The organism is Microcoleus sp. PH2017_05_CCC_O_A (genome assembly GCF_020738785.1).
GTDB lineage: Bacteria > Cyanobacteriota > Cyanobacteriia > Cyanobacteriales > Microcoleaceae > Microcoleus.
On the sequence record NZ_JAEQCB010000006.1, the window covers coordinates 119547 to 138245 of the forward strand.

The window sequence follows — 18699 nt, forward strand, 5'->3', positions numbered from 1 at the left end:
GAACCGCGAAGATACTAAAGAAGAGAACAAGAAGTATTAGTGTCAGTCTTGGACGCAACTGGCACATTAAAAAAAGGTACGTTGTTGCGCTTGAGCGCTCAAGCGCAACAACGTACCTACTCTAATACCAAAGTGACTGGGCCGTCATTCTCGATCGACACTTGCATCATGGCTCCAAACAGCCCTGTTTCAACTTTTAAGCCACTCTGGCGCAACTTTTCGACAAATTTTTCATAAAGTTTTTCGGCGGCTTCTGGGGCGGCAGAGCGATCGAAGGAAGGGCGCCGACCTTTGCGACAGTCGCCGTAGAGGGTAAACTGACTGACAACCAGGAACTCGCCGCCGATGTCTTGTACGGATTTGTCCCAGCGCCCGCCGTCGCTGGCCGAGTCGGGAAACAAACGCAATTCTAGGCATTTCCGAGCCATCCAGTCGAGTTCTGCTTCGGTGTCGGTGTCCGCAATACCTACAAGCAAGTTGAGTCCGCAGCCAATTTTGCCGATAATTTTACCGTTAACTTGGACTTGAGATGATTTGACTCGCTGGATGATGACTCGCATGGGAAATCTCAAACAGTCCTGGACATATATAGGGATAAATTCTTAGGTACGTAGTTGCGCTTCAGCGCTCTTTCCGATATCCCAAAAAGAGCGCTTAAGCGCAACTACGTACCTGGATTTTAAGAGCGCTTAAGCGCAACTACGTACCTGGATTTTAAGAGCGCTTAAGCGCAACTACGTACCTGGCGCAACTACGTACCTGGATTTTAAGAGCGCTTAAGCGCAACTACATACCTGGATTTTAAGAGCGCTTAAGCGCAACTACGTACCTGGATTTAATGTGACAGTTGCGTCCAGGTTAGTTTTTTCCGAATCCTTTCCCGCGATTGGGTGCAGGCATACAGAGACAGTTTTCGATTTGCGATCGCAAAGTCTCGGTATCCAAACCCTGACCGATCAGAACAAGTTGGTTTTTCGGCTCACCTTTCCACTGGTCGTCATCCATTGAAAATCGCTTGCCGCTCAAGTGGAAAATATGCCGTTTCGGACTTTCTTCAAACCACATAATCCCTTTCGCGCGAAACACGTTTGTTGGCATTTGGTGGTCTAAGAAATATTGAAATTTCCTCAGAGAAAACGGCTTGTCGCTTTGGAAAGAAATTGAGGTAAATCCGTCATTGTCTAAATGGCCGGAGTGGTCGTGATGGGCATGATCGTGATGATCGTGATGATCGTGATGATCGTGATCGTGATGACCGTGATCGTGATGGTCGTGATCGTGATGGTCGTGATGATCGTGATCGTGATGGTCGTGATCGTGATGATCGTGATCGTGATGATCGTGACTGCTAGAAGTTTCCTCAGATTGGAAATATTTGTCAGATTCAAACAATCCGACGCTGAGGACTAAAGGTAAGGGAACTTGCGATTTTACCGTTCGCAAAATTCGAGCACCTTGTTTGACATCGCGAATCTTAACTTCCAACAAATCTAAATCTGCTTCTTCAACCAAATCTGTTTTGTTGAGAATAATAATATCGCCGTAAGCTATTTGACTGTAGGCTGCTTCTGAGTTGAACAAATCTAAGCTGTAGTTGGCTGCGTCTACTACTGTAACTATTGAATCTAGACGGGTCATGTCGCGCAGTTCTGTGCCTAAAAAAGTCAGAGCTACTGGCAGCGGGTCGGCGAGTCCGGTGGTCTCGACTACTAGATAGTCGAGCTTTTCTTGACGTTCTAAAACTTTGTAAACTGCATTAACCAAATCTTCGTTAATTGTGCAGCAGATGCAGCCGTTGTTCAGCTCAACCATGTTGTCGTCTGTAGTGACAATCAGTTCGTTGTCGATGCCGATTTCACCAAATTCATTGACTAAAACTGCTGTTTTCAAACCTTGCTGGTTGGTCAGGATGTGGTTGAGCAGGGTTGTTTTGCCGCTGCCGAGAAATCCTGTAATGATTGTAACGGGCAATCCGTGTTTGGGAGCGTCCATCGCCGTTTCTGTCTCGGACTGAGTTGTAGATTGCATAACTTGACTGTCAAATAATGTCGATCGCACTTTCCTTGTGGTTCTTATTGTATCTTATTTAAGCTCAGCCCCCATCAACCCGGTTTCTGGGAGAAATTTTGGGTTTCGCGGCATGGCATCTACGCATCAACCGCAAATAAGCTTCAGAGTACGAATGCTATTGGCTTACAGCCTGTTTTTCCGGTAAATCCAGCGGCGACAAATTTGGGGCAGACAATCGCTTCGTGCGATCGACCAATTCCCCCTGCTCTATGATGGTTTTTGCGATCGCGCTGCTTCATTCAGTTGACCGCTTGACAGCTTGTCGTGAGCGAAGTCGAAGGGTTGACCGCTTGACAGTTGATAGCGACATCTACCTGGAAGTCCGAGGATTGGAGTAATGAATAGTCTGATTTTAATTTCTCCTTAAAAGACTTGGGGCTTTCAACCAATTCTTTATGGTAAGATATTTATTTTTAACTATCAATTAAAATCGGGCGGTGGCTAACAACAGCCACCGCCCTCAAGATAGTATTATTGCACTATCTAAATCTGTGCTTACGCAGGAAGCAAGACTGTATCGATGATGTGGATGACGCCATTATCAGCAGCAACATCGGCTGTGGTAACGGTAGAATCATTGATTTTGACGCCATTGGAAGCATCAATTTTCACTTCTGAACCTTCAACTGTTTTGGCAGATTTCAGCTTGACTACATCAGCAGCCATAACTTTGCCAGCAACGACATGATAAGTCAAGATTTTTGTGAGCTTAGGAATGTCCTTAAGCAGTGCTTCTACAGTACCTGCGGGAAGCTTAGCAAAAGCTTCGTCTGTGGGTGCGAAAACTGTGAAGGGCCCGGTGCCTTTGAGAGTATCGACTAAACCAGCAGCTTTGACGGCAGCAACCAGAGTTGTAAAAGAGCCTGCCGAAACGGCGGTATCAACGATGTCAGCCAAGTGAGTCACCTAGGTTTTGTCTTCCATAAATCAATATAACGCTTAAAAGTTAATTTAGCTACCTAAATTTTTCTTTTATTTATTCAGTTATTCTGATATAAATAGCAAAATATTCTTCTAGAAATAACTTATAAAATACCTGTCTAAAGGTAGATAAAAATATCGAAATTTTATTGTATTTTAATGCAAAACAACCTGTTCCTAAATACATTGGTAAGCCGATCGCGAATCGTGCGATCGCCCCTCCGGTGTTAAATGTGAATTCAGGGCGATCGACATAAATAACTGAGCTGGCAAAACCTTCAAGATCGATCTTTGCCAAAAGCGCACACAAAGTTTCTGCCTGCTGAGGTCATTGGTATCCTAAAAACTGCGTTACACTTATACAGGTATCTTTACAAAACAACATACAAACATGACAGTTGCCTATCCCCGCAAGCTTCGCAACGGCATGGGAGCGCGCGAGATTTTAAGTCAAGTGGTGCGCGATCGCGAAATCCACTTGATTACCCTCAACCGCTACCGCTACAGCGAACAGCGCAGTTGCAAAGACCTCACCGACTTGATCGAGCAGCTAGACGGCGAACCGGCCGAACTCGTGCGGGATCTTTCCCGGCATATCTCGGACGAAGCGCGACACGCCATGTGGCTTACAGACTTGCTCGCAGACATCGGCGAGAAGGTGGGAACGCCGCCAGGAGTCTCCTACATTGACGAATTTGAAAGGTTGCTCGACAGCGACCAAAAAGACCCTACCAAAGACCGCGAAGATTTTGTAATTTCTTCCCTAGCGGCGATTAACGTCACCGAGAAGCGGGGATGCGAGTATTTCTCAGCGCACATCCACGCCCTCAAAAATGCTCCTCAAACCGACGAAAACGTCAAAATCCGCGAAACCATCGAAAAGATTTTTCCCGAAGAAGCTGGTCACGTCCGCTGGGGCAACCGCTGGCTGGGTAAAATTGCTGCGAAGAGCCCGGCACACCGCGAGAAGGTGGAACAGGCGAAACGCAAGTATGCAGCGATCGAACAAGCAGCATTTGCATCGGGAATGGATATCATGCTGGGAGCAGAACTGCGTCGCGTCACCCGTCTCGTGGACATTGCCAACACGATGCCGATGTGGGAACGCCCACAATACCTGATGGAACGCTTGCCAGCCACTCTGCTCGCCCCCGATTTGCAAATGACCAGAGTCGATGTAGCTCAGCGGGCCTGGAACCGAGATCCGCAAGCATTTGTGGAGAAATTTGTGCCGATGTTCCTCAATGGATTAAAACCGATTGAGAAGAAGCCCGCGGCTGCTAAGCCCAAGGCTTAGATACAGGTGAGGGAGAGCTCAGGATATGGGTTCCCAGGCACAGCCTGGGAACCACTCATTATTTAAGTCATACCGAATTCTTTAATGTAAAATCCAAAACCTAAAATCCAAAATCCTATAAGTCCTATTTTGCTAAGTCCTGAAGAGGAAGTAAACTGTATTGGTAAAGATTATTGGAACACTTTTCCGTTTAAATATTAATCATGACTAACAGCGAGCCAAACCCACAAACACCTTCCGCAGAAAGCCTCTCTAGCGAAAGCGCGATCGCCTCCGAGCAGGTCGAAAAAGCCACAGCAGTGAGCTATGCCGAAGAAATTGAAACTGTGATTGCCAGCATGGCTGTAGACCAAAAAGTGATGGTCGGTCAAAATGAAGCTGGCGGACATCTTTGGAAATTCAAGTACGGGAGCGTTGAAGTGTTCGTGCAACTCACGGGCGAAACCGAAAATGATACTTTAACTGTTTGGGCTTTTGTGCTTCAGTTGCCGGCAAAGAATGAAGCTGAATTAATGCGGAAACTGCTAGAAATGAATTGGCTGGCTACTTTAGAATCTCATTTTGCGATCGTTGACAACCAAGTTGCCGTAATATCAACTCGGACGATCGCCGAAATCTCTGCTGGGGAAATGTCACGCGCTATTACTATTGTAGCCACCATCGCCGATGACAACGATGACTTGCTGCAAGCAGAATTTGGTAATTAGTCATTAGTCATTAGTCATTAGTCATTAGTCATTAGTCATTAGTCATTAGTCATTGGTAATTAGTCATTAGTCATTGGTCATTGGTCATTGGTCATTAGTCATTGGTAATTTGAACCAACTGTCAACTGTCAACTGTCAACTGTCAACTGTCAACTGTCAACTGTCAACTGTCAACTGTCAACTGTCAACTGTCAACTGTCAACTGTCAACTGTAGAAATCGCGATTCCCAGCCCCAAACCGACGAACACTTGAAAAGGAGTGTGTCCCAGCAACTCTTTCAGGCGAGCCTCATTAAAGTTGTGGTCTTCCTCAAAAAACTCGTCGATAATTTGGTTGAGGATTTGAGCTTGTTTCCCTGCTGCTTGGCGGACTCCAGCAGCGTCGTACATGACAATAATTGCAAAGATGGCTGCGATCGCAAATTCTGGACTTTCCCATCCCATCGTTTGTCCGACTCCCGCAGCCAAAGCGCCCACAAAAGATGAGTGAGAGCTGGGCATTCCGCCCGTTGTTACCAAATACCGCAGATTAAACTTACGATTTTTGATTAATTCGATCGGCAATTTAATGATTTGAGCCGACAGACAAGCGATCAAAGCAACTATCAGTACATGATTGTGTAAGATGCCGCTGCAAATTTCCTGCATATTCTTTAGTATTTCTAGTTACTGCGGCTGGTAATAAAATCGGCGATTCCCAATAAAGGCTGGGCTTTACTTCCAAACACTGCCAATTGAGCCTTAGCATCAGCAACAAGCTCTTTGGCTTGGCGCCGAGACTCCTCAATTCCCCACAAACTCGGATAAGTCACCTTTCCGGCTTGAACATCTTTGCCAGCGGTTTTGCCCAATTCTTCTTGAGTAGCAGTAATATCCAGAATGTCATCAATTATCTGGAAAGCCAGCCCAATATTTTTAGCAAAACGCGAAAGCCGCTGCAAATCCGCAGCAGAAGCCCCAGCCAGAATTCCCCCACAAACCACGCAGGCTTCTAACAGCGCGCCGGTTTTGTGAGCGTGAATGTAGGTCAAAGTTTCTATAGAAACATCTTTCAATCCTTCCGATTCCAGGTCAAGTACCTGACCGCCTACGAGTCCAGCAGCGCCGGACGCGCGCGCCAAATGGGCGATCGTCTGCAACACCTGTAGGGGGGGTACGTTCTCAGTTTTAGTGGCGATAAATTCAAAGGCATAGCTCAACAAACCATCGCCAGCCAAAATTGCGATGTCTTCGCCGTAGACTTTGTGGTTAGTCAGTTTGCCGCGCCGATAGTCATCATTGTCCATTGCCGGCAAATCGTCGTGAATTAGCGACATGGTGTGGATCATTTCCAAAGCGCAAGCTGTGGGCATTGCCATTTGGGAAGTGCCACCGGCGATTTCGCACCCAGCCAGACACAGGATCGGACGTAGCCGTTTGCCCCCTGCTAGCAGTGAGTAGCGCATGGCTTCGTAAATTTTCTCTGGGTAGATGACCTGGATCGCACCGTCGAGAGCTACCTCGATCGCCTTTTTTTGTTCGACTAGGTAAGTAGATAAGTCGAAAGCGGATTCCGGTTGAGACGAATCCATTTCTGTTGCTGCAAATACCATCCCTTGCTCTCTTGTACTGAATGTGACGAAAGGATACTGTGAGTTGTTTTGGTCGATCGCGCCGACTTTTAGGGGGGCGATCGCTCGAAATCTGAGACTCAATTTAATCATTTTACGGGTGTTGTTGCACAGAAACTTATTAGTGTGGATGTCAAGGATTTAGTTTTGCTTGAGGGTTGGGATATGAAGTTGTTGACACCGGAACAGATTCGGGACTGAATCTGCTTTTCTGAGCAGTCAAGAGATGTGCGATCGATCGCTCTGCTTCACCAAACTATTTTGTTAAATTTTATTGAGTCGAGCGCTACCGTGGATATGAACTAGCCTACTGTACAATCACAAACCACATATTGGACTTGGCTAGGCCGACGAGAGCGATCGCCAACCGCCACAACTCAGCCGTTGGTCGGCAAAAATACCAATAAGACTCAACAGAAGGTTACACGCCGATTATGCAACCATTTAAATTGCCAGAATTTTATATGCCTTGGCCGGCGCGGCTGAACCCTAATCTGGAAGCCGCGCGAGTTCATTCCAAAGCATGGGCTTACGAGATGGGGATACTTGGCTCAAAAGAAGAAGCCCAAGGCCAGCCTATTTGGGACGAACGCAAATTCGATGCCCATGACTACGCCTTGCTTTGCTCCTATACCCATCCAGACGCACCAGCAACGGAACTAGACTTAGTAACCGACTGGTATGTGTGGGTATTCTTTTTTGACGACCACTTTCTGGAAATCTACAAGCGTAGTCAAGACATGGTTGGGGCGAAGGAATACCTCGATCGACTGCCAGCATTTATGCCGATCTACCCTAACGACACCCCTCCCGTTCCCACCAACCCAGTAGAGCGGGGCTTGGCAAACCTGTGGTCTCGCACCGCCTTTACTAAGTCTGTGGAATGGCGGCAACGATTCTTTGAGAGTACCAAAAACCTCTTGGATGAGTCGATGTGGGAACTTGACAATATCAACCAAAATCGAATTGCCAACCCCATCGAATACATTGAGATGCGGCGTAAAGTTGGCGGCGCACCCTGGTCTGCGGATCTGGTGGAACACGCCGCGTTTGTAGAAGTTCCGGCCAAAATTGCCGCAACTCGACCAATGCGGGTCTTGAAAGAAACATTTGCCGATGGAGTACATCTACGCAACGACCTATTCTCCTATCAAAGAGAAGTAGAAGATGAAGGCGAGAACTCGAACTGTGTATTGGTCTTAGAACGCTTCCTCAATGTGAGTACCCAAGAGGCGGCTAACCTCACTAATGAACTGCTGAACTCACGGTTATATCAGTTTGATAATACTGCTGTCACCGAGTTACCTTCCCTGTTTGAGGAGTACGGAGTAGATCCAGTAGAGCGTGCCCATGTTCTCCTTTATATCAAAGGACTTCAGGACTGGCAGTCGGGCGGTCACGAGTGGCATATGCGATCGAGCCGCTACATGAACAAACAGGAAGCGGATAATTCTGCGACACCAACGATTCTGGGTGGGCCTACTGGACTAGGCACATCGGCGGCGCGGCTTGAGTCGTTATACGCCAACTTGGGTTTAGGAAGGTTCAAGAGCTTTACTCACGTTCCCTACCAGGCTGTAGGGCCAGTGAAATTGCCCAATTTTTATATGCCCTTCTCTACTACTTTGAATCCCAATCTGGATGCCGCGCGGAATCATTCTAAGGAATGGGCGCGCCGGATGGGGATGCTGGACTCACTACCAGGCATTCCTGATGCTTTCATCTGGAATGACCACAAGTTTGATGTTGCTGATGTAGCCCTATGCGGTGCGTGGATACATCCGAATGGGTCTGAGCATGAGCTAAATTTAACAGCTTGCTGGCTGGTTTGGGGAACCTATGCCGATGATTACTTCCCAGCACTCTACGGGAATAACCGCGACATGGCTGGCGCGAAAGTGTTCAACGCCCGACTGTCGGCGTTTATGCCTCTCGACGACTCCACCCCCCCAGCGGTGCCGACTAATCCGGTGGAACGTGGCTTGGCAGATATTTGGTCTCGAACTGCTGGCCCGATGTCTGCTAATGCGCGGACTGAGTTCCGCCGTGCGATCCAGGATATGACTGACAGTTGGGTGTGGGAACTTGCCAATCAAACTCAAAATCGGATTCCAGACCCGATCGATTATATTGAAATGCGTCGTAAGACGTTTGGTTCGGATTTGACAATGAGCTTGTCTCGACTAGCCCAGGGCGGCGAGATACCAATGGAGATTTACTACAGTCGGCCAATGCGATCGCTGGAAAATTCCGCGGCCGACTTTGCCTGTTTCACTAACGATATCTTCTCCTACCAGAAAGAAATCGAATTTGAAGGGGAAATCCATAATATCGTACTGGTTGTGCAGAATTTCCTCAACTGCGATATAATCCAGGCTGTCGAGATTGTGAACAATCTGATGACCGCGCGGGCGCAACAGTTTCAACACATTGTCGCCACCGAACTGCCAGCCCTTTTTGACGATTTCAACCTGGATGAAAGCACTCGCGAGAAACTGCTTGCATATGTCGAGAAACTAGAACAATGGATGTGTGGCGTACTCAAGTGGCATACGAAAGTAGACCGCTATAAAGAGTTTGAATTGCGTAATAGTGCTTCGCCAATAGTGCGACTGCTCAACGGGCCCACAGGGTTTGGCACTTCGGCAGCACACATCAAATCTTTGGTCGGTGCAAGCAGTTTTTTGGCCAATAATCGGTAAATTTGAATCGAATTGTATCTTTTTGTCAAAGATACGATTTGATTGTCTCTTTTTACAAGATAATCTGTCTTGCTAACTTAGGTTTTTCTCGATCGCCCATTCGGTGAAGTAAAACCAAGTTGTTTTTTGAGTAACTAGAAAGTGAAGAATTAGTTTATGACCTATTCCAATGATTCGGGTTCAGATGTTGAGAATCAGCAGCCTCAGTTGAGTTTAAGTACAGCAGCAGCCCGTAATTTGGCGACGACCACCAAATCTGCACCGCAGATGCAGGAAATTACCTCGCGGTGGTTGTTGAAACTGTTGCCGTGGGTGCAAACAAAGGGTGGTGTATATCGAGTTAACCGTCGATTAAGTTATACCGTAGGTGATGGAAGAGTCTCTTTCACCAACACTGGCGCAACTGTACAAGTAATTCCCCAAGAACTTACTGAGTTGCCATTGCTCAGAGGGTTTGAGGACACAGAAGTTTTAACTGCGTTGGCCAACCAGTTTGTGCAGGAAGAGTACGCTGCCGGGGACACGATCGTTGAAATAGGTCAAGCAGCCGATCGAGTATTATTGATCGCCCGTGGTAAAGTTAACAAGATTGGTCTTGGCAAGTATGACGAACAGGTTGTTTTAGATGTACTCGCTGATGGCGATCGTTTCGGTGATGAATCTCTAGTAGAATCTCAAGACACCTGGCAGTATACCCTCAAAGCTCTTACCAGATGTATCGTATTAGCATTACCTCAACAGGCGTTTGAGCAAATCCTTAACCAGTCCGAAGCTTTACAAACTCAGGTCGATCAGTTCCGCGCCATCCTCAGCCAGCCACAAACTACTGAAGGTGAAGCTGCTATTAATGTATCTGCGGGACATCGCGGCGAGACTGAGTTGCCTGGTACTTTCGTTGATTACGATCTCTCACCCCGCCAATATGATTTGAGCATTGCCCAAACCGTGTTGCGGATCAGTACCAGGGTAGCCGATCTGTACAATGAACCAATGAATCAGACCGAGCAACAATTGCGTCTGACTGTTGAGGCATTACGGGAACGTCAAGAACACGAAATGATCAACAACCCAGAATTTGGGTTGCTGCATAACGCTGACCTCAAACAACGCATCTACAGTAGCACTGGCGCACCTACGCCGGACGACATGGACGAATTGCTGGCTACGGTATGGAAAGACCCTGGCTTCTTCCTGGCTCATCCCCGCACGATCGCAGCCTTTGCTCGCGAGTGTAACCGCATAGGCATCTATCCACAAAGCATTGACATGGGCGGCCACCAAGTACCGGCTTGGCGTGGTGTACCGATCTTTCCCTGCAACAAGATCCCCATCACAAATACCCGCACCAGTTCTATCCTCTTACTCCGCACTGGTCTTGAAAAACAAGGCGTTATCGGTTTACATCAAACTGGTATCCCTGACGAATATCAACCTAGCTTGTCTGTCCGCTTCATGGGCATCAGCGAAAAGGCAATTATGTCTTATCTCGTCACAGCTTACTACTCCGCAGCCGTCCTAGTACCTGACGCCCTCGGCATTCTCGAAGATGTAGAAGTCGGTCGTTAATTAGACCTCGACCAGATTTATTGTGGAACAGGCATCCTGCCTGTTCAAAACTTGCTTTTCCAATAATTATTGTGGAACAGGCATCCTGCCTGTTCAAAACTTGCTTTTCCAATAATTATTGTGGAACAGGCATCCTGCCTGTTCAAAACTTGCTTTTTTGGAGAGGTCTAAGAGGTCTATTGGTGCTGAGAGGTTAAGGCAAATGATTTTTGTCGATCGGTAATTACGCTCTATTTTAAGCGTTAAATCCAGTAGACTTCTCTCAAAAAGCTTGTCTGGAACAGGCAAGATGCCTGTTCCACAATAATTATGGGAGATGTCTAGTAATTATTGACAAAACAATTGCCTTAACCTCTCACCTATTAGAGCGGGTATTTTTGTTAGTAAGTAAAGGATGAGGTAATGACATATTCTAATGATTCGAGTTTGGAAGTTGAAGGTCAGCAACCTCAACTGAGTTTAGGTACAGCCGCAGCCCGTAATTTGGCGACGACAACCAAATCTGCACCGCAAATGCAGGAAATTACCTCGCGGTGGTTGTTGAAGATGTTGCCATGGGTGCAGATCAAAGGTGGTAATTATCGGGTAAACCGTCGTTTAACCTATACCGTGGGTGATGGGAGAATTACTTTCACCAATACAGGCGCGACTGTGCAGGTAATTCCCCAAGAACTTTGTGAATTGCCCTTGCTGCGAGGGTTTGATGATGTTGAAGTGTTGACGGCTTTGGCCAGTCGATTTGTGCAACAGGAGTTTGCACCCGATGACATCATCGTACAGTCAGGTCAACCAGTCGATCGGCTTTTCCTGATCGCTCATGGTAAAGTTAATAAATTTGGTCTTCCCAAATATGAAGAAGAACCTTTATTGGGCGCGTTAGCTGATGGGGATCATTTTGGCGATGAGGTTTTAGTAGCGTCTCAAAGCAATTGGAAGTTTACGGTTAAAGCTGTGACTCGATGCACAGTATTAAGCTTACCACAACAAGCGTTTAGGGAAATTCTGAACCAGTCGGCGGCTTTGCAGACTCAGATCGATCGAGCCGTAACTCGCGCACAATTACCACAGAATAAGCAGGGTGAAGCCACCATTGCTTTATCTTCAGGACATACTGGAGAAACTCAATTACCAGGGACTTTCGTTGACTACGAACTTTCTCCCCGCGAATATGAGTTAAGTATTGCCCAAACTGTGTTAAGGATCAATACTCGCGTCGCTGATTTGTATAATGAACCAATGAACCAGATGGAACAACAATTACGTCTGACGATTGAGGCATTACGGGAACGTCAAGAATATGAATTGATCAATAACCGTGAATTTGGTTTACTGCACAATGCCGATCTTAAACAGCGTCTTCACCCCCGCACTGGTGCGCCTACTCCTGATGACTTAGATGAATTGCTTACTCGCCGCAGAAAGTCGAAGTTCTTCCTAGCTCATCCTCGCACTATTGCAGCCTTCGGCCGGCAGTGTAACCGCCTCGGTATCTATCCACAAAACATCGACATGGACGGAAGTAAAGTTATTGCGTGGCGCGGTGTACCTCTTCTTCCTTGCAATAAGATACCCATCACCAAAAACCAAACCAGTTCTATTCTTGTGATGCGTACTGGTGAAGAAGATCAGGGCGTGATCGGTTTACAGCAAACAGGAATACCCGACGAATATCAACCAGGCCTATCTGTTAGATTTATGGGTATTAGTGAAAAGGCCATTATGTCCTACCTTGTTACTGCATATTACTCCGCAGCCGTGCTAGTACCTGACGCACTTGGTATCCTTGAAGATGTTGAAATCGGGCGTTAGGAGGGATTCCGGTTGGGACTAATCGATCGGCGATCGAGGTCGATCGCGCCGACTTTTACGGTGGCCGATCGATCGGTACGACTCTAATCCCTAATATTGAAGACTTGATAAGTCTCTGGCTGTCTGCAAAAACCGCTGCACCGCTGGCGTGGGATTGTCGCGCCAAATTAGAGCAATTGAGACGATCGGACTTGGTTCTTGTAAATGTTTGTAAACAACCCCAGTGCGCTGGAAGTTTTGCATCGATGCGGGGACGATCGCCACCCCCATCTCGGCGGCTACCAAGCTGATAATTGTCTGCATTTGAATCGCTTCTTGACCGGCGATCGGGCTAAAACCTGCTTGCAGACACAGACTGACGATCGGATCGTACAATCCTGGAGCTAGGGAACGGGGAAATAGTATGAAAGGTTCGGCAGAAAGTTCGCGCAATTCTACAACAGCGCGATCGGCTAAATAATGCGTTTCTGGCAGCGCCACGATCAGAGGTTCTCGAAAAACGATTTCGGAATTTATGCCATCTTCCTCGATTGGAGGGCGCACGAAGCCGATATCAATGCGCCCGAACCGCAGTCGCTGCAATTGTTCGTTAGTTGTGAGTTCGTGCAGTTCGAGCTTGACGGCGGGACACCGAGTGCGAAACGCCTGCAAGATGGCTGGAACTACATTGTGCGCGGCGGAACTCACAAAGCCTACAGTGAGTTGACCGAGTTCCCCGCGGCTGGTTTGTTTGCCAAGTTGAATAGCGCGATCGACTTGTAGCAGAATTTTCTGTGCTTCCTCAAAAAAAACCTGTCCGGCTTCCGTTAGCACAACTGTCCGCTTGGTGCGACGAAAAAGTTGAAAGCCCAACTCTGCCTCCAAATGCTGAATTTGTTGACTTAGCGGAGGTTGAGCCATGTGCAGTCTTTCCGCTGCGCGAGTGAAATTCAGTTCCTCTGCAACGGCAATAAAGTAACGCAAATGTCGCAGTTCCATAGCTTCCCAATCATTAATATTTTAAAAGTATAAGTTATTAGCTAAAAAGATATTGGACATTGATGATGGCATTTAATACAGTAATTAATAGGTGAGATTGAGAATTAAACAATGGTTAATTTGGATATTAAAATCAGAGAAGCAGAACTTGCAGACTTAGAATTAATTCTGACTTTTATCGCGCACAAAAGCGAGTTCGACGGAGCTAGAAATCTGTTGGCAGCAACAGCCGAGAAATTGCAACGAGCGTTATTTTGTCAGTCTCCGCTAGTGCGGGTATTGTTGGCGGAAGTTGCAGGCACTGCTGTAGGATTTGCGATGTTTTATGCTACCTATTCAAGTTTGTTGACCCAGCCTTGTCTGTGGCTTGATGATTTATTTGTGCAAGCTCCCATGCGCGGTATGGGAGTGGGTACAGCTTTGTTGAAACATTTGGCACAAATTGCTGAATCCACAAATTGCGGGCGAATTGAATGGACTGTTAATGCTAAAAATTCAGCGGGAGTTGCTTTTTATGAGAAGCAGGGAGCGCGGATTTTGGAAAATATTAGGGTTTGCAGGATTGATGAAAATGCGATCGCGGAACTCGCTAGCAAATGATTCGCTCGCTTTTGTGAAGGAGGATTTTTTTATTAACCGCAGAGAACACAGAGAACACAGAGAGAGAAGAAAGGTTTAGAGTAGTTATGATGACACAAGATTCTTGGAATACGGATCTCTACGAACAGCAACACGCTTTTGTTTGGCAATACGGCGAATCGCTCTTAGAATTACTGGCTCCGCAGGCGGGAGAAGGAATTCTGGATTTGGGCTGCGGTACGGGACAGTTAACTGCAAAGATTGCTGAAAGTGGTGCTTTTGTGCAAGGTATTGATTCTTCTTTGGCGATGATTTCCACTGCTAAATCAAATTATCCTCACATTAACTTTGTGGCGGCGGATGCGAGGAATTTTCAAGTGGAAGAGCCGTTAGATGCTGTGTTTTCTAATGCGGTTTTGCACTGGATAAAACAACCGGATGCTGCGATCGCTTGCGTGGAAAAAGCGCTGAAGCCGGGAGGGCGTTTTGTGGCTGAGTTTGGCGGTAAGGGGAATGTGGGGGCGATCGCCCGCGCGCTTTTGAATGTTTTGTCGGAAATTGGCTGCGAGGAGCCCCAATCGCTTAATCCTTGGTATTTTCCGAGTATCGGCGAGTATGCTCTGCTGCTGGAAAACCACGGTTTTGATGTGAGTTATGCGGTTTTGTTCGATCGCCCGACTCCCCTAGAAGGCGGCAGCGCTGGTATGGTAAATTGGATCGAGATGTTTGCAGGCGGGTTTTTGTCGGGTTTGTCGCCGTTCGTGCGATCGCGCGCAATTAAACAAGTTGAAGAACGTTTGCGGCCCGCTCTTTACCGCGATGGTAATTGGAGTGCAGATTATCGCCGAATTCGCGTTGTTGCTGTCAAGAAATAGTCGGCATTACCCAAATTAGCCGGAATTATCTCAGTAGGAACCGCTCATTTTTGTAAAAAGCATTTGGGTACATCTGGGTTTGGAAAATATTTTTGTAGGGGCGAAGCATGACCTCCGTCAATATGAGATTATAACGAATAACTTATATGCGGTCATGCTTCGCCCTCTTCACAAGTTAGATGTACCGAAAGCATTTTCTGATTTTATTCCTGTATCCGCTCCTGCTTCTGCAATCAAAAGAGCGGATACAGCAATCTCATGTCAAGGCAAAACTGCACATTTCTGCTATGATTCGCGCGCTCGTCAAACCATCTTTTTCGTATAACTAGAAACTGTATTTTCCAACAACATAGCAACAGTCATCGGCCCGATTCCTCCCGGCACCGGCGTAATCGCTCCGGCTACTGTTTTCACAGCATTAAAATCTACATCTCCGGCCAAACGGCTAGTACCATCTGGATTGACGACGCGGTTAATGCCAACATCAATTACTACTGCTCCCGGTTTTACCATATTAGCTGCAATCATTTCGGTGCGGCCGACGGCGGCAATTAAAATATCGGCTTGGCTGGTAATTGATTCTAGGTTTTGCGATCGCGAATGAGCTACAGTAACAGTGCAATCGGCTTCTAACAGCATCAGCGCCATCGGTTTACCCACCAAAATACTGCGGCCCAAAACAACAGCATTTTTTCCTTTCAAATCAATCTGGTATTCCTGCAATAACCGCATCACTCCGGCGGGAGTACAACTCCGCAAACCTTGCTCACCCCGTACCAAGCTACCTAAATTTACCGGGTGAAGTCCGTCAGCATCTTTGTCAGGTGCAATTTGGTACAGCAGCGAAATTGCGTCTAGGTTTTCTGGTAGCGGAAGTTGTACTAAAATGCCGTCTACTCGATCGTCCTCGTTGAGTGCATGAATTGCAAGTTCGAGTTCCGCTTGAGTCACGTTTGCTGGATAATGCTGGCCAAAGGAAGCTATGCCAACTTTAGCGCAGGCTCGCTCTTTGTTACGCACGTAAGCCGCGCTGGCTGGGTTGTCGCCCACCATCAGCACCGCAAGTCCCGGAGGACGCCCAATCTGGGGTTGTAGGGCGCGGACTTTTTCGCTCAGTTCGCTTTGAATCTTTGTCGCTAAAGCTTTGCCATCTAGTATTTGAGCAGTTTTGGCATCCATTGTAGACTCTAGGTTAGGGGCTGACGAGTTTAAATTTTAGCTTAACTGCCGTCAAGGACTACAAAGCGAGAAATTTCTGACTCGCGATCGACTCTGAGGATTCTGTTACAGTAAGTCGTATCTCACAATCTAAAATATCAAATCCTTTGACAAATGACTACTATAATTCAGCAAGTTTGGATTCAAAGATACTCCATAGGCTCTTTATTGCTAATACTGACTAGCGGTTTGCTCAGTTGTGGCAATGTACCCATGTCTCAACTCAATCTCGGTTTGAATGTTGCTAGCATTGGCGACATTCAACAAAAGCGGCAAGTTGATGGTGAAGTTTATCTCCGAGGGAAGGTGGAAAATCGCGCTCCGTTTGTGGGGAATGCGGCTTATCAAATTCAAGACGGTACTGGTAAGATTTGGATTTTAACTAAGCAAGCTTTGCCCAAGCTTGGCGATGAAGTGTTGCTCAAGGGAGAAGTCCGCTTTAAGAGTATCACCGTCAAGGAATTGGCAGGGAAGGATTTAGGTGAAGTTTATATTGAGGAAATGGAACAATTAAACCGCACTCCAGCGGCTGATAAAGCAAAATAGCTACACGCTAATTTTTTTTCAATAATTAAGTACCTGTATTTCATGAAAATCCAAGGTATGTAGTTGCGCTTGGGCGCTTTGGCTTTGGTTATTGGTGATGAAATGCGATCGCGTTTACGAGCTCTTTCGTTTATATTACAGATTGGGTGAAACAAAGTTTTGACTGGGCTTGTTTATGAGCTTGTTCGTTTTTATTACAAATTTGGGTGAACCCGTCTCTAGTCAAAATTCTTCCCTCTTCCTTCTTCCTTCTTCCTTCTCGGTGCATTTCACTTTTGAAGAGAAGAGGGCGAAGCATGACCGCATATAAGTTATTAGCTATCATCTCATATTGATTGCGGTCATGCTTCGCCCCTACACACATATTTGCCAAACGCCAAACTGAGATGCACCCCTTCCCTCTTCCTTCTTTTCTCTTCCTTCTTCCTTCTTCCCTCTTCCTTCTTCCTTCTTCCTTCTTCCCTCTTCCTTCTTCCTTCTTCCTTCTTCCTTCTTCCTTCTTCCTTCTTCCCTCTTCCTTCTTCCTTCTTCCTTCTTCCTTCTTCCTTCTTCCTTCTTCCTTCTTCCTTCTTCCTTCTTCCTTCTTCCTTCTTCCTTCTTCCTTCTTCCTTGGCGGACACTTGGAACCGGGAGAAACTGCCGAAGTGGCTCTGCTGCGCGAGTTACTAGAGGAAATTTCCTGGGTTCCTGCAAGTGCCTCTTTTTTCTGTCGCGATGTCGAAGGAGATATTGTGCGCCATGTTTTTCACTCACAACTTACTGCGGATGTCAACGATTTAGTGTTGCACGAGGGTTGGGATATGCAGTTGTTGACAGCCGAGGATATTCGGGCTGGTAAATGCTATTCTGAAAAGTCTGGAGATGTACGACCTTTTGGCATTCCTCACCAGCGGATTTTATTGAATTTTATTGAGTCGATTTGATATTCTATTAATAGACCTCTTGCAAAAGTCCTTTTAATCATATTTTGGGACGGGCTAGAAGCCCATCCCACAAGAAAAAAAAATTGTGGGATGGGCTTCTAGCCCGTCCTAAATATTTTTGCAAGAAGTCTAATGATTTGTAAGGTGCTTGTGGCGCACCCTACATTAGACCTCCTGCGAAAGTATTTTATCGATCCTTTAACAGTCGCCATTTCAGCCATTATTAACTAATAATAAAAGATTGGCCAGACATACTGGTAATTATCGGTTTTGTCGATTAGGTGAGGACTTTCGCAGGAGGTCTATTAACTTAGCAGTTAAGAACGAGCCGCAATCATTCCCGTTTGGCGTGCGTAGGCAAACAGCCCTCCGGCATCAATCACCGGCCCGACATCTCCTAAAGGCTTGAGGGAGTAAGTGAGATTTTGAGTGTGGTTGATAATTTTATCGCCCGCAAAGTCGATCGTCACTTCTTGGCCTGTTACAAATAGGTCGCAAAGTCGATCGACCGATTCGATCGGATACAATTCGCCAGTCGCCGAGCAATTGCGAAAGAAAATCCGCGCGTAAGACAAGGCTACCACCGCTGTGACGCCCGCAGCCCCCAGAGCGATCGGAGCGTGCTCCCGCGAAGAACCGCAACCAAAATTTTCGCCCGCAATGATAATCGGATACCGGGTTTTGGTTTCGCCGGCTTCCATAAACTTGCCGTAGCGATCGGGCAACCCAATCATCGCATAACTGCCTAGTTTCTCGTACTCGTCCGGCTTCGAGGGAACCAAGGTCAGGTATTCGGCTGGGATAATTTGATCTGTATCGATGTTGTCATCTAGAACAAAAATTTGACCGCTAATTACTTTACCCATAGTTTATTTCCTGTTGTCTCGCTCAATTCTGT

The 18699-nt window shown here is 46.7% G+C and carries 19 protein-coding genes; 9 read left to right on the forward strand and 10 right to left on the reverse strand.

Annotated features, from left to right (window positions below; translation table 11 throughout):
- Nucleotides 1-116: 116 nt before the first annotated feature.
- The 4 genes from dtd to JGK20_RS02280 all read right to left on the reverse strand — a co-directional run bounded on the left by dtd (nucleotide 117) and on the right by JGK20_RS02280 (nucleotide 3289).
- Nucleotides 117-560: a D-aminoacyl-tRNA deacylase gene (gene dtd, locus JGK20_RS02265; protein ID WP_293229165.1), complete on the reverse strand. Its 444-nt coding sequence runs from the start codon at nucleotides 558-560 to the stop codon at nucleotides 117-119.
- 298 nt (nucleotides 561-858) lie between these two features.
- The gene (locus JGK20_RS02270) at nucleotides 859-2028 is read right to left on the reverse strand and encodes a GTP-binding protein (protein WP_293185553.1); all 1170 of its coding nucleotides are present in this window, start codon (nucleotides 2026-2028) and stop codon (nucleotides 859-861) included.
- A 537-nt stretch (nucleotides 2029-2565) separates the two neighbouring features.
- Nucleotides 2566-2967 carry a fasciclin domain-containing protein gene (locus JGK20_RS02275; RefSeq protein WP_293185555.1) on the reverse strand — a complete coding sequence of 134 codons (402 nt, stop codon included), beginning with the start codon at nucleotides 2965-2967 and terminating at the stop codon, nucleotides 2566-2568.
- A 79-nt stretch (nucleotides 2968-3046) separates the two neighbouring features.
- Nucleotides 3047-3289, reverse strand: coding sequence for a hypothetical protein (locus JGK20_RS02280; protein WP_293229168.1), 243 nt, complete (start codon nucleotides 3287-3289; stop codon nucleotides 3047-3049).
- 93 nt (nucleotides 3290-3382) lie between these two features.
- Between JGK20_RS02280 and JGK20_RS02285 the strand changes: the two genes are divergently transcribed.
- Both JGK20_RS02285 and JGK20_RS02290 read left to right on the forward strand, forming a co-directional pair.
- The gene (locus JGK20_RS02285) at nucleotides 3383-4288 is read left to right on the forward strand and encodes a ferritin-like domain-containing protein (RefSeq protein ID WP_293185554.1); all 906 of its coding nucleotides are present in this window, start codon (nucleotides 3383-3385) and stop codon (nucleotides 4286-4288) included.
- A gap of 203 nt (nucleotides 4289-4491) precedes the next feature.
- Complete coding sequence (locus JGK20_RS02290; RefSeq protein ID WP_293176532.1) at nucleotides 4492-4995, forward strand: YbjN domain-containing protein; 504 nt, start codon at nucleotides 4492-4494, stop codon at nucleotides 4993-4995.
- Nucleotides 4996-5193: 198 nt separating this feature from the next.
- Here the strand turns inward: JGK20_RS02290 and JGK20_RS02295 are convergent, their stop codons facing one another.
- A complete protein-coding gene (locus tag JGK20_RS02295) occupies nucleotides 5194-5643 on the reverse strand; it encodes a divergent PAP2 family protein (RefSeq protein WP_293229171.1) in 450 nt (149 codons plus the stop codon).
- A 14-nt stretch (nucleotides 5644-5657) separates the two neighbouring features.
- Nucleotides 5658-6587 carry a geranylgeranyl diphosphate synthase CrtE gene (gene crtE / locus JGK20_RS02300; protein ID WP_293176548.1) on the reverse strand — a complete coding sequence of 310 codons (930 nt, stop codon included), beginning with the start codon at nucleotides 6585-6587 and terminating at the stop codon, nucleotides 5658-5660.
- Between the two features lie 452 nt (nucleotides 6588-7039).
- On the opposite strand from crtE, the gene JGK20_RS02305 reads away from it, so the two are divergent.
- The 3 genes from JGK20_RS02305 to JGK20_RS02315 all read left to right on the forward strand — a co-directional run bounded on the left by JGK20_RS02305 (nucleotide 7040) and on the right by JGK20_RS02315 (nucleotide 12682).
- Nucleotides 7040-9307 (forward strand): family 2 encapsulin nanocompartment cargo protein terpene cyclase, encoded by a 2268-nt coding sequence (locus JGK20_RS02305; RefSeq protein WP_293229174.1) that lies wholly within the window; start codon nucleotides 7040-7042, stop codon nucleotides 9305-9307.
- Nucleotides 9308-9463: 156 nt separating this feature from the next.
- Entirely contained in the window at nucleotides 9464-10873 is a 1410-nt protein-coding gene (locus tag JGK20_RS02310; protein WP_293229177.1) for a family 2B encapsulin nanocompartment shell protein, read from the forward strand.
- 402 nt (nucleotides 10874-11275) lie between these two features.
- Nucleotides 11276-12682 (forward strand): family 2B encapsulin nanocompartment shell protein, encoded by a 1407-nt coding sequence (locus tag JGK20_RS02315; protein ID WP_293229180.1) that lies wholly within the window; start codon nucleotides 11276-11278, stop codon nucleotides 12680-12682.
- A 90-nt stretch (nucleotides 12683-12772) separates the two neighbouring features.
- Here JGK20_RS02315 and JGK20_RS02320 read toward each other — a convergent pair whose 3' ends face one another.
- Entirely contained in the window at nucleotides 12773-13660 is an 888-nt protein-coding gene (locus tag JGK20_RS02320; protein WP_293229183.1) for a LysR family transcriptional regulator, read from the reverse strand.
- A 111-nt stretch (nucleotides 13661-13771) separates the two neighbouring features.
- Between JGK20_RS02320 and JGK20_RS02325 the strand changes: the two genes are divergently transcribed.
- Complete coding sequence (locus JGK20_RS02325; RefSeq protein WP_293229186.1) at nucleotides 13772-14260, forward strand: GNAT family N-acetyltransferase; 489 nt, start codon at nucleotides 13772-13774, stop codon at nucleotides 14258-14260.
- Between the two features lie 23 nt (nucleotides 14261-14283).
- Nucleotides 14284-15114 carry a class I SAM-dependent methyltransferase gene (locus JGK20_RS02330; protein WP_293176546.1) on the forward strand — a complete coding sequence of 277 codons (831 nt, stop codon included), beginning with the start codon at nucleotides 14284-14286 and terminating at the stop codon, nucleotides 15112-15114.
- Between the two features lie 303 nt (nucleotides 15115-15417).
- On the opposite strand, the gene folD is transcribed toward JGK20_RS02330, so the two are convergent.
- Nucleotides 15418-16293, reverse strand: a complete 876-nt coding sequence (folD, locus tag JGK20_RS02335) for a bifunctional methylenetetrahydrofolate dehydrogenase/methenyltetrahydrofolate cyclohydrolase FolD (RefSeq protein WP_293176518.1) — start codon at nucleotides 16291-16293, stop codon at nucleotides 15418-15420.
- A gap of 153 nt (nucleotides 16294-16446) precedes the next feature.
- On the opposite strand from folD, the gene JGK20_RS02340 reads away from it, so the two are divergent.
- Nucleotides 16447-16878, forward strand: a complete 432-nt coding sequence (locus JGK20_RS02340; RefSeq protein WP_293176516.1) for a DNA-binding protein — start codon at nucleotides 16447-16449, stop codon at nucleotides 16876-16878.
- A gap of 341 nt (nucleotides 16879-17219) precedes the next feature.
- Here the strand turns inward: JGK20_RS02340 and JGK20_RS02345 are convergent, their stop codons facing one another.
- Nucleotides 17220-17498: a hypothetical protein gene (locus JGK20_RS02345; protein WP_293229189.1), complete on the reverse strand. Its 279-nt coding sequence runs from the start codon at nucleotides 17496-17498 to the stop codon at nucleotides 17220-17222.
- Between JGK20_RS02345 and JGK20_RS02350 the strand changes: the two genes are divergently transcribed.
- Entirely contained in the window at nucleotides 17499-17801 is a 303-nt protein-coding gene (locus tag JGK20_RS02350; protein ID WP_293229192.1) for an NUDIX domain-containing protein, read from the forward strand.
- 317 nt (nucleotides 17802-18118) lie between these two features.
- Here JGK20_RS02350 and JGK20_RS02355 read toward each other — a convergent pair whose 3' ends face one another.
- Nucleotides 18119-18667, reverse strand: coding sequence for a 3-isopropylmalate dehydratase (locus tag JGK20_RS02355; RefSeq protein ID WP_293176510.1), 549 nt, complete (start codon nucleotides 18665-18667; stop codon nucleotides 18119-18121).
- Nucleotides 18668-18699 lie beyond the last annotated feature (32 nt).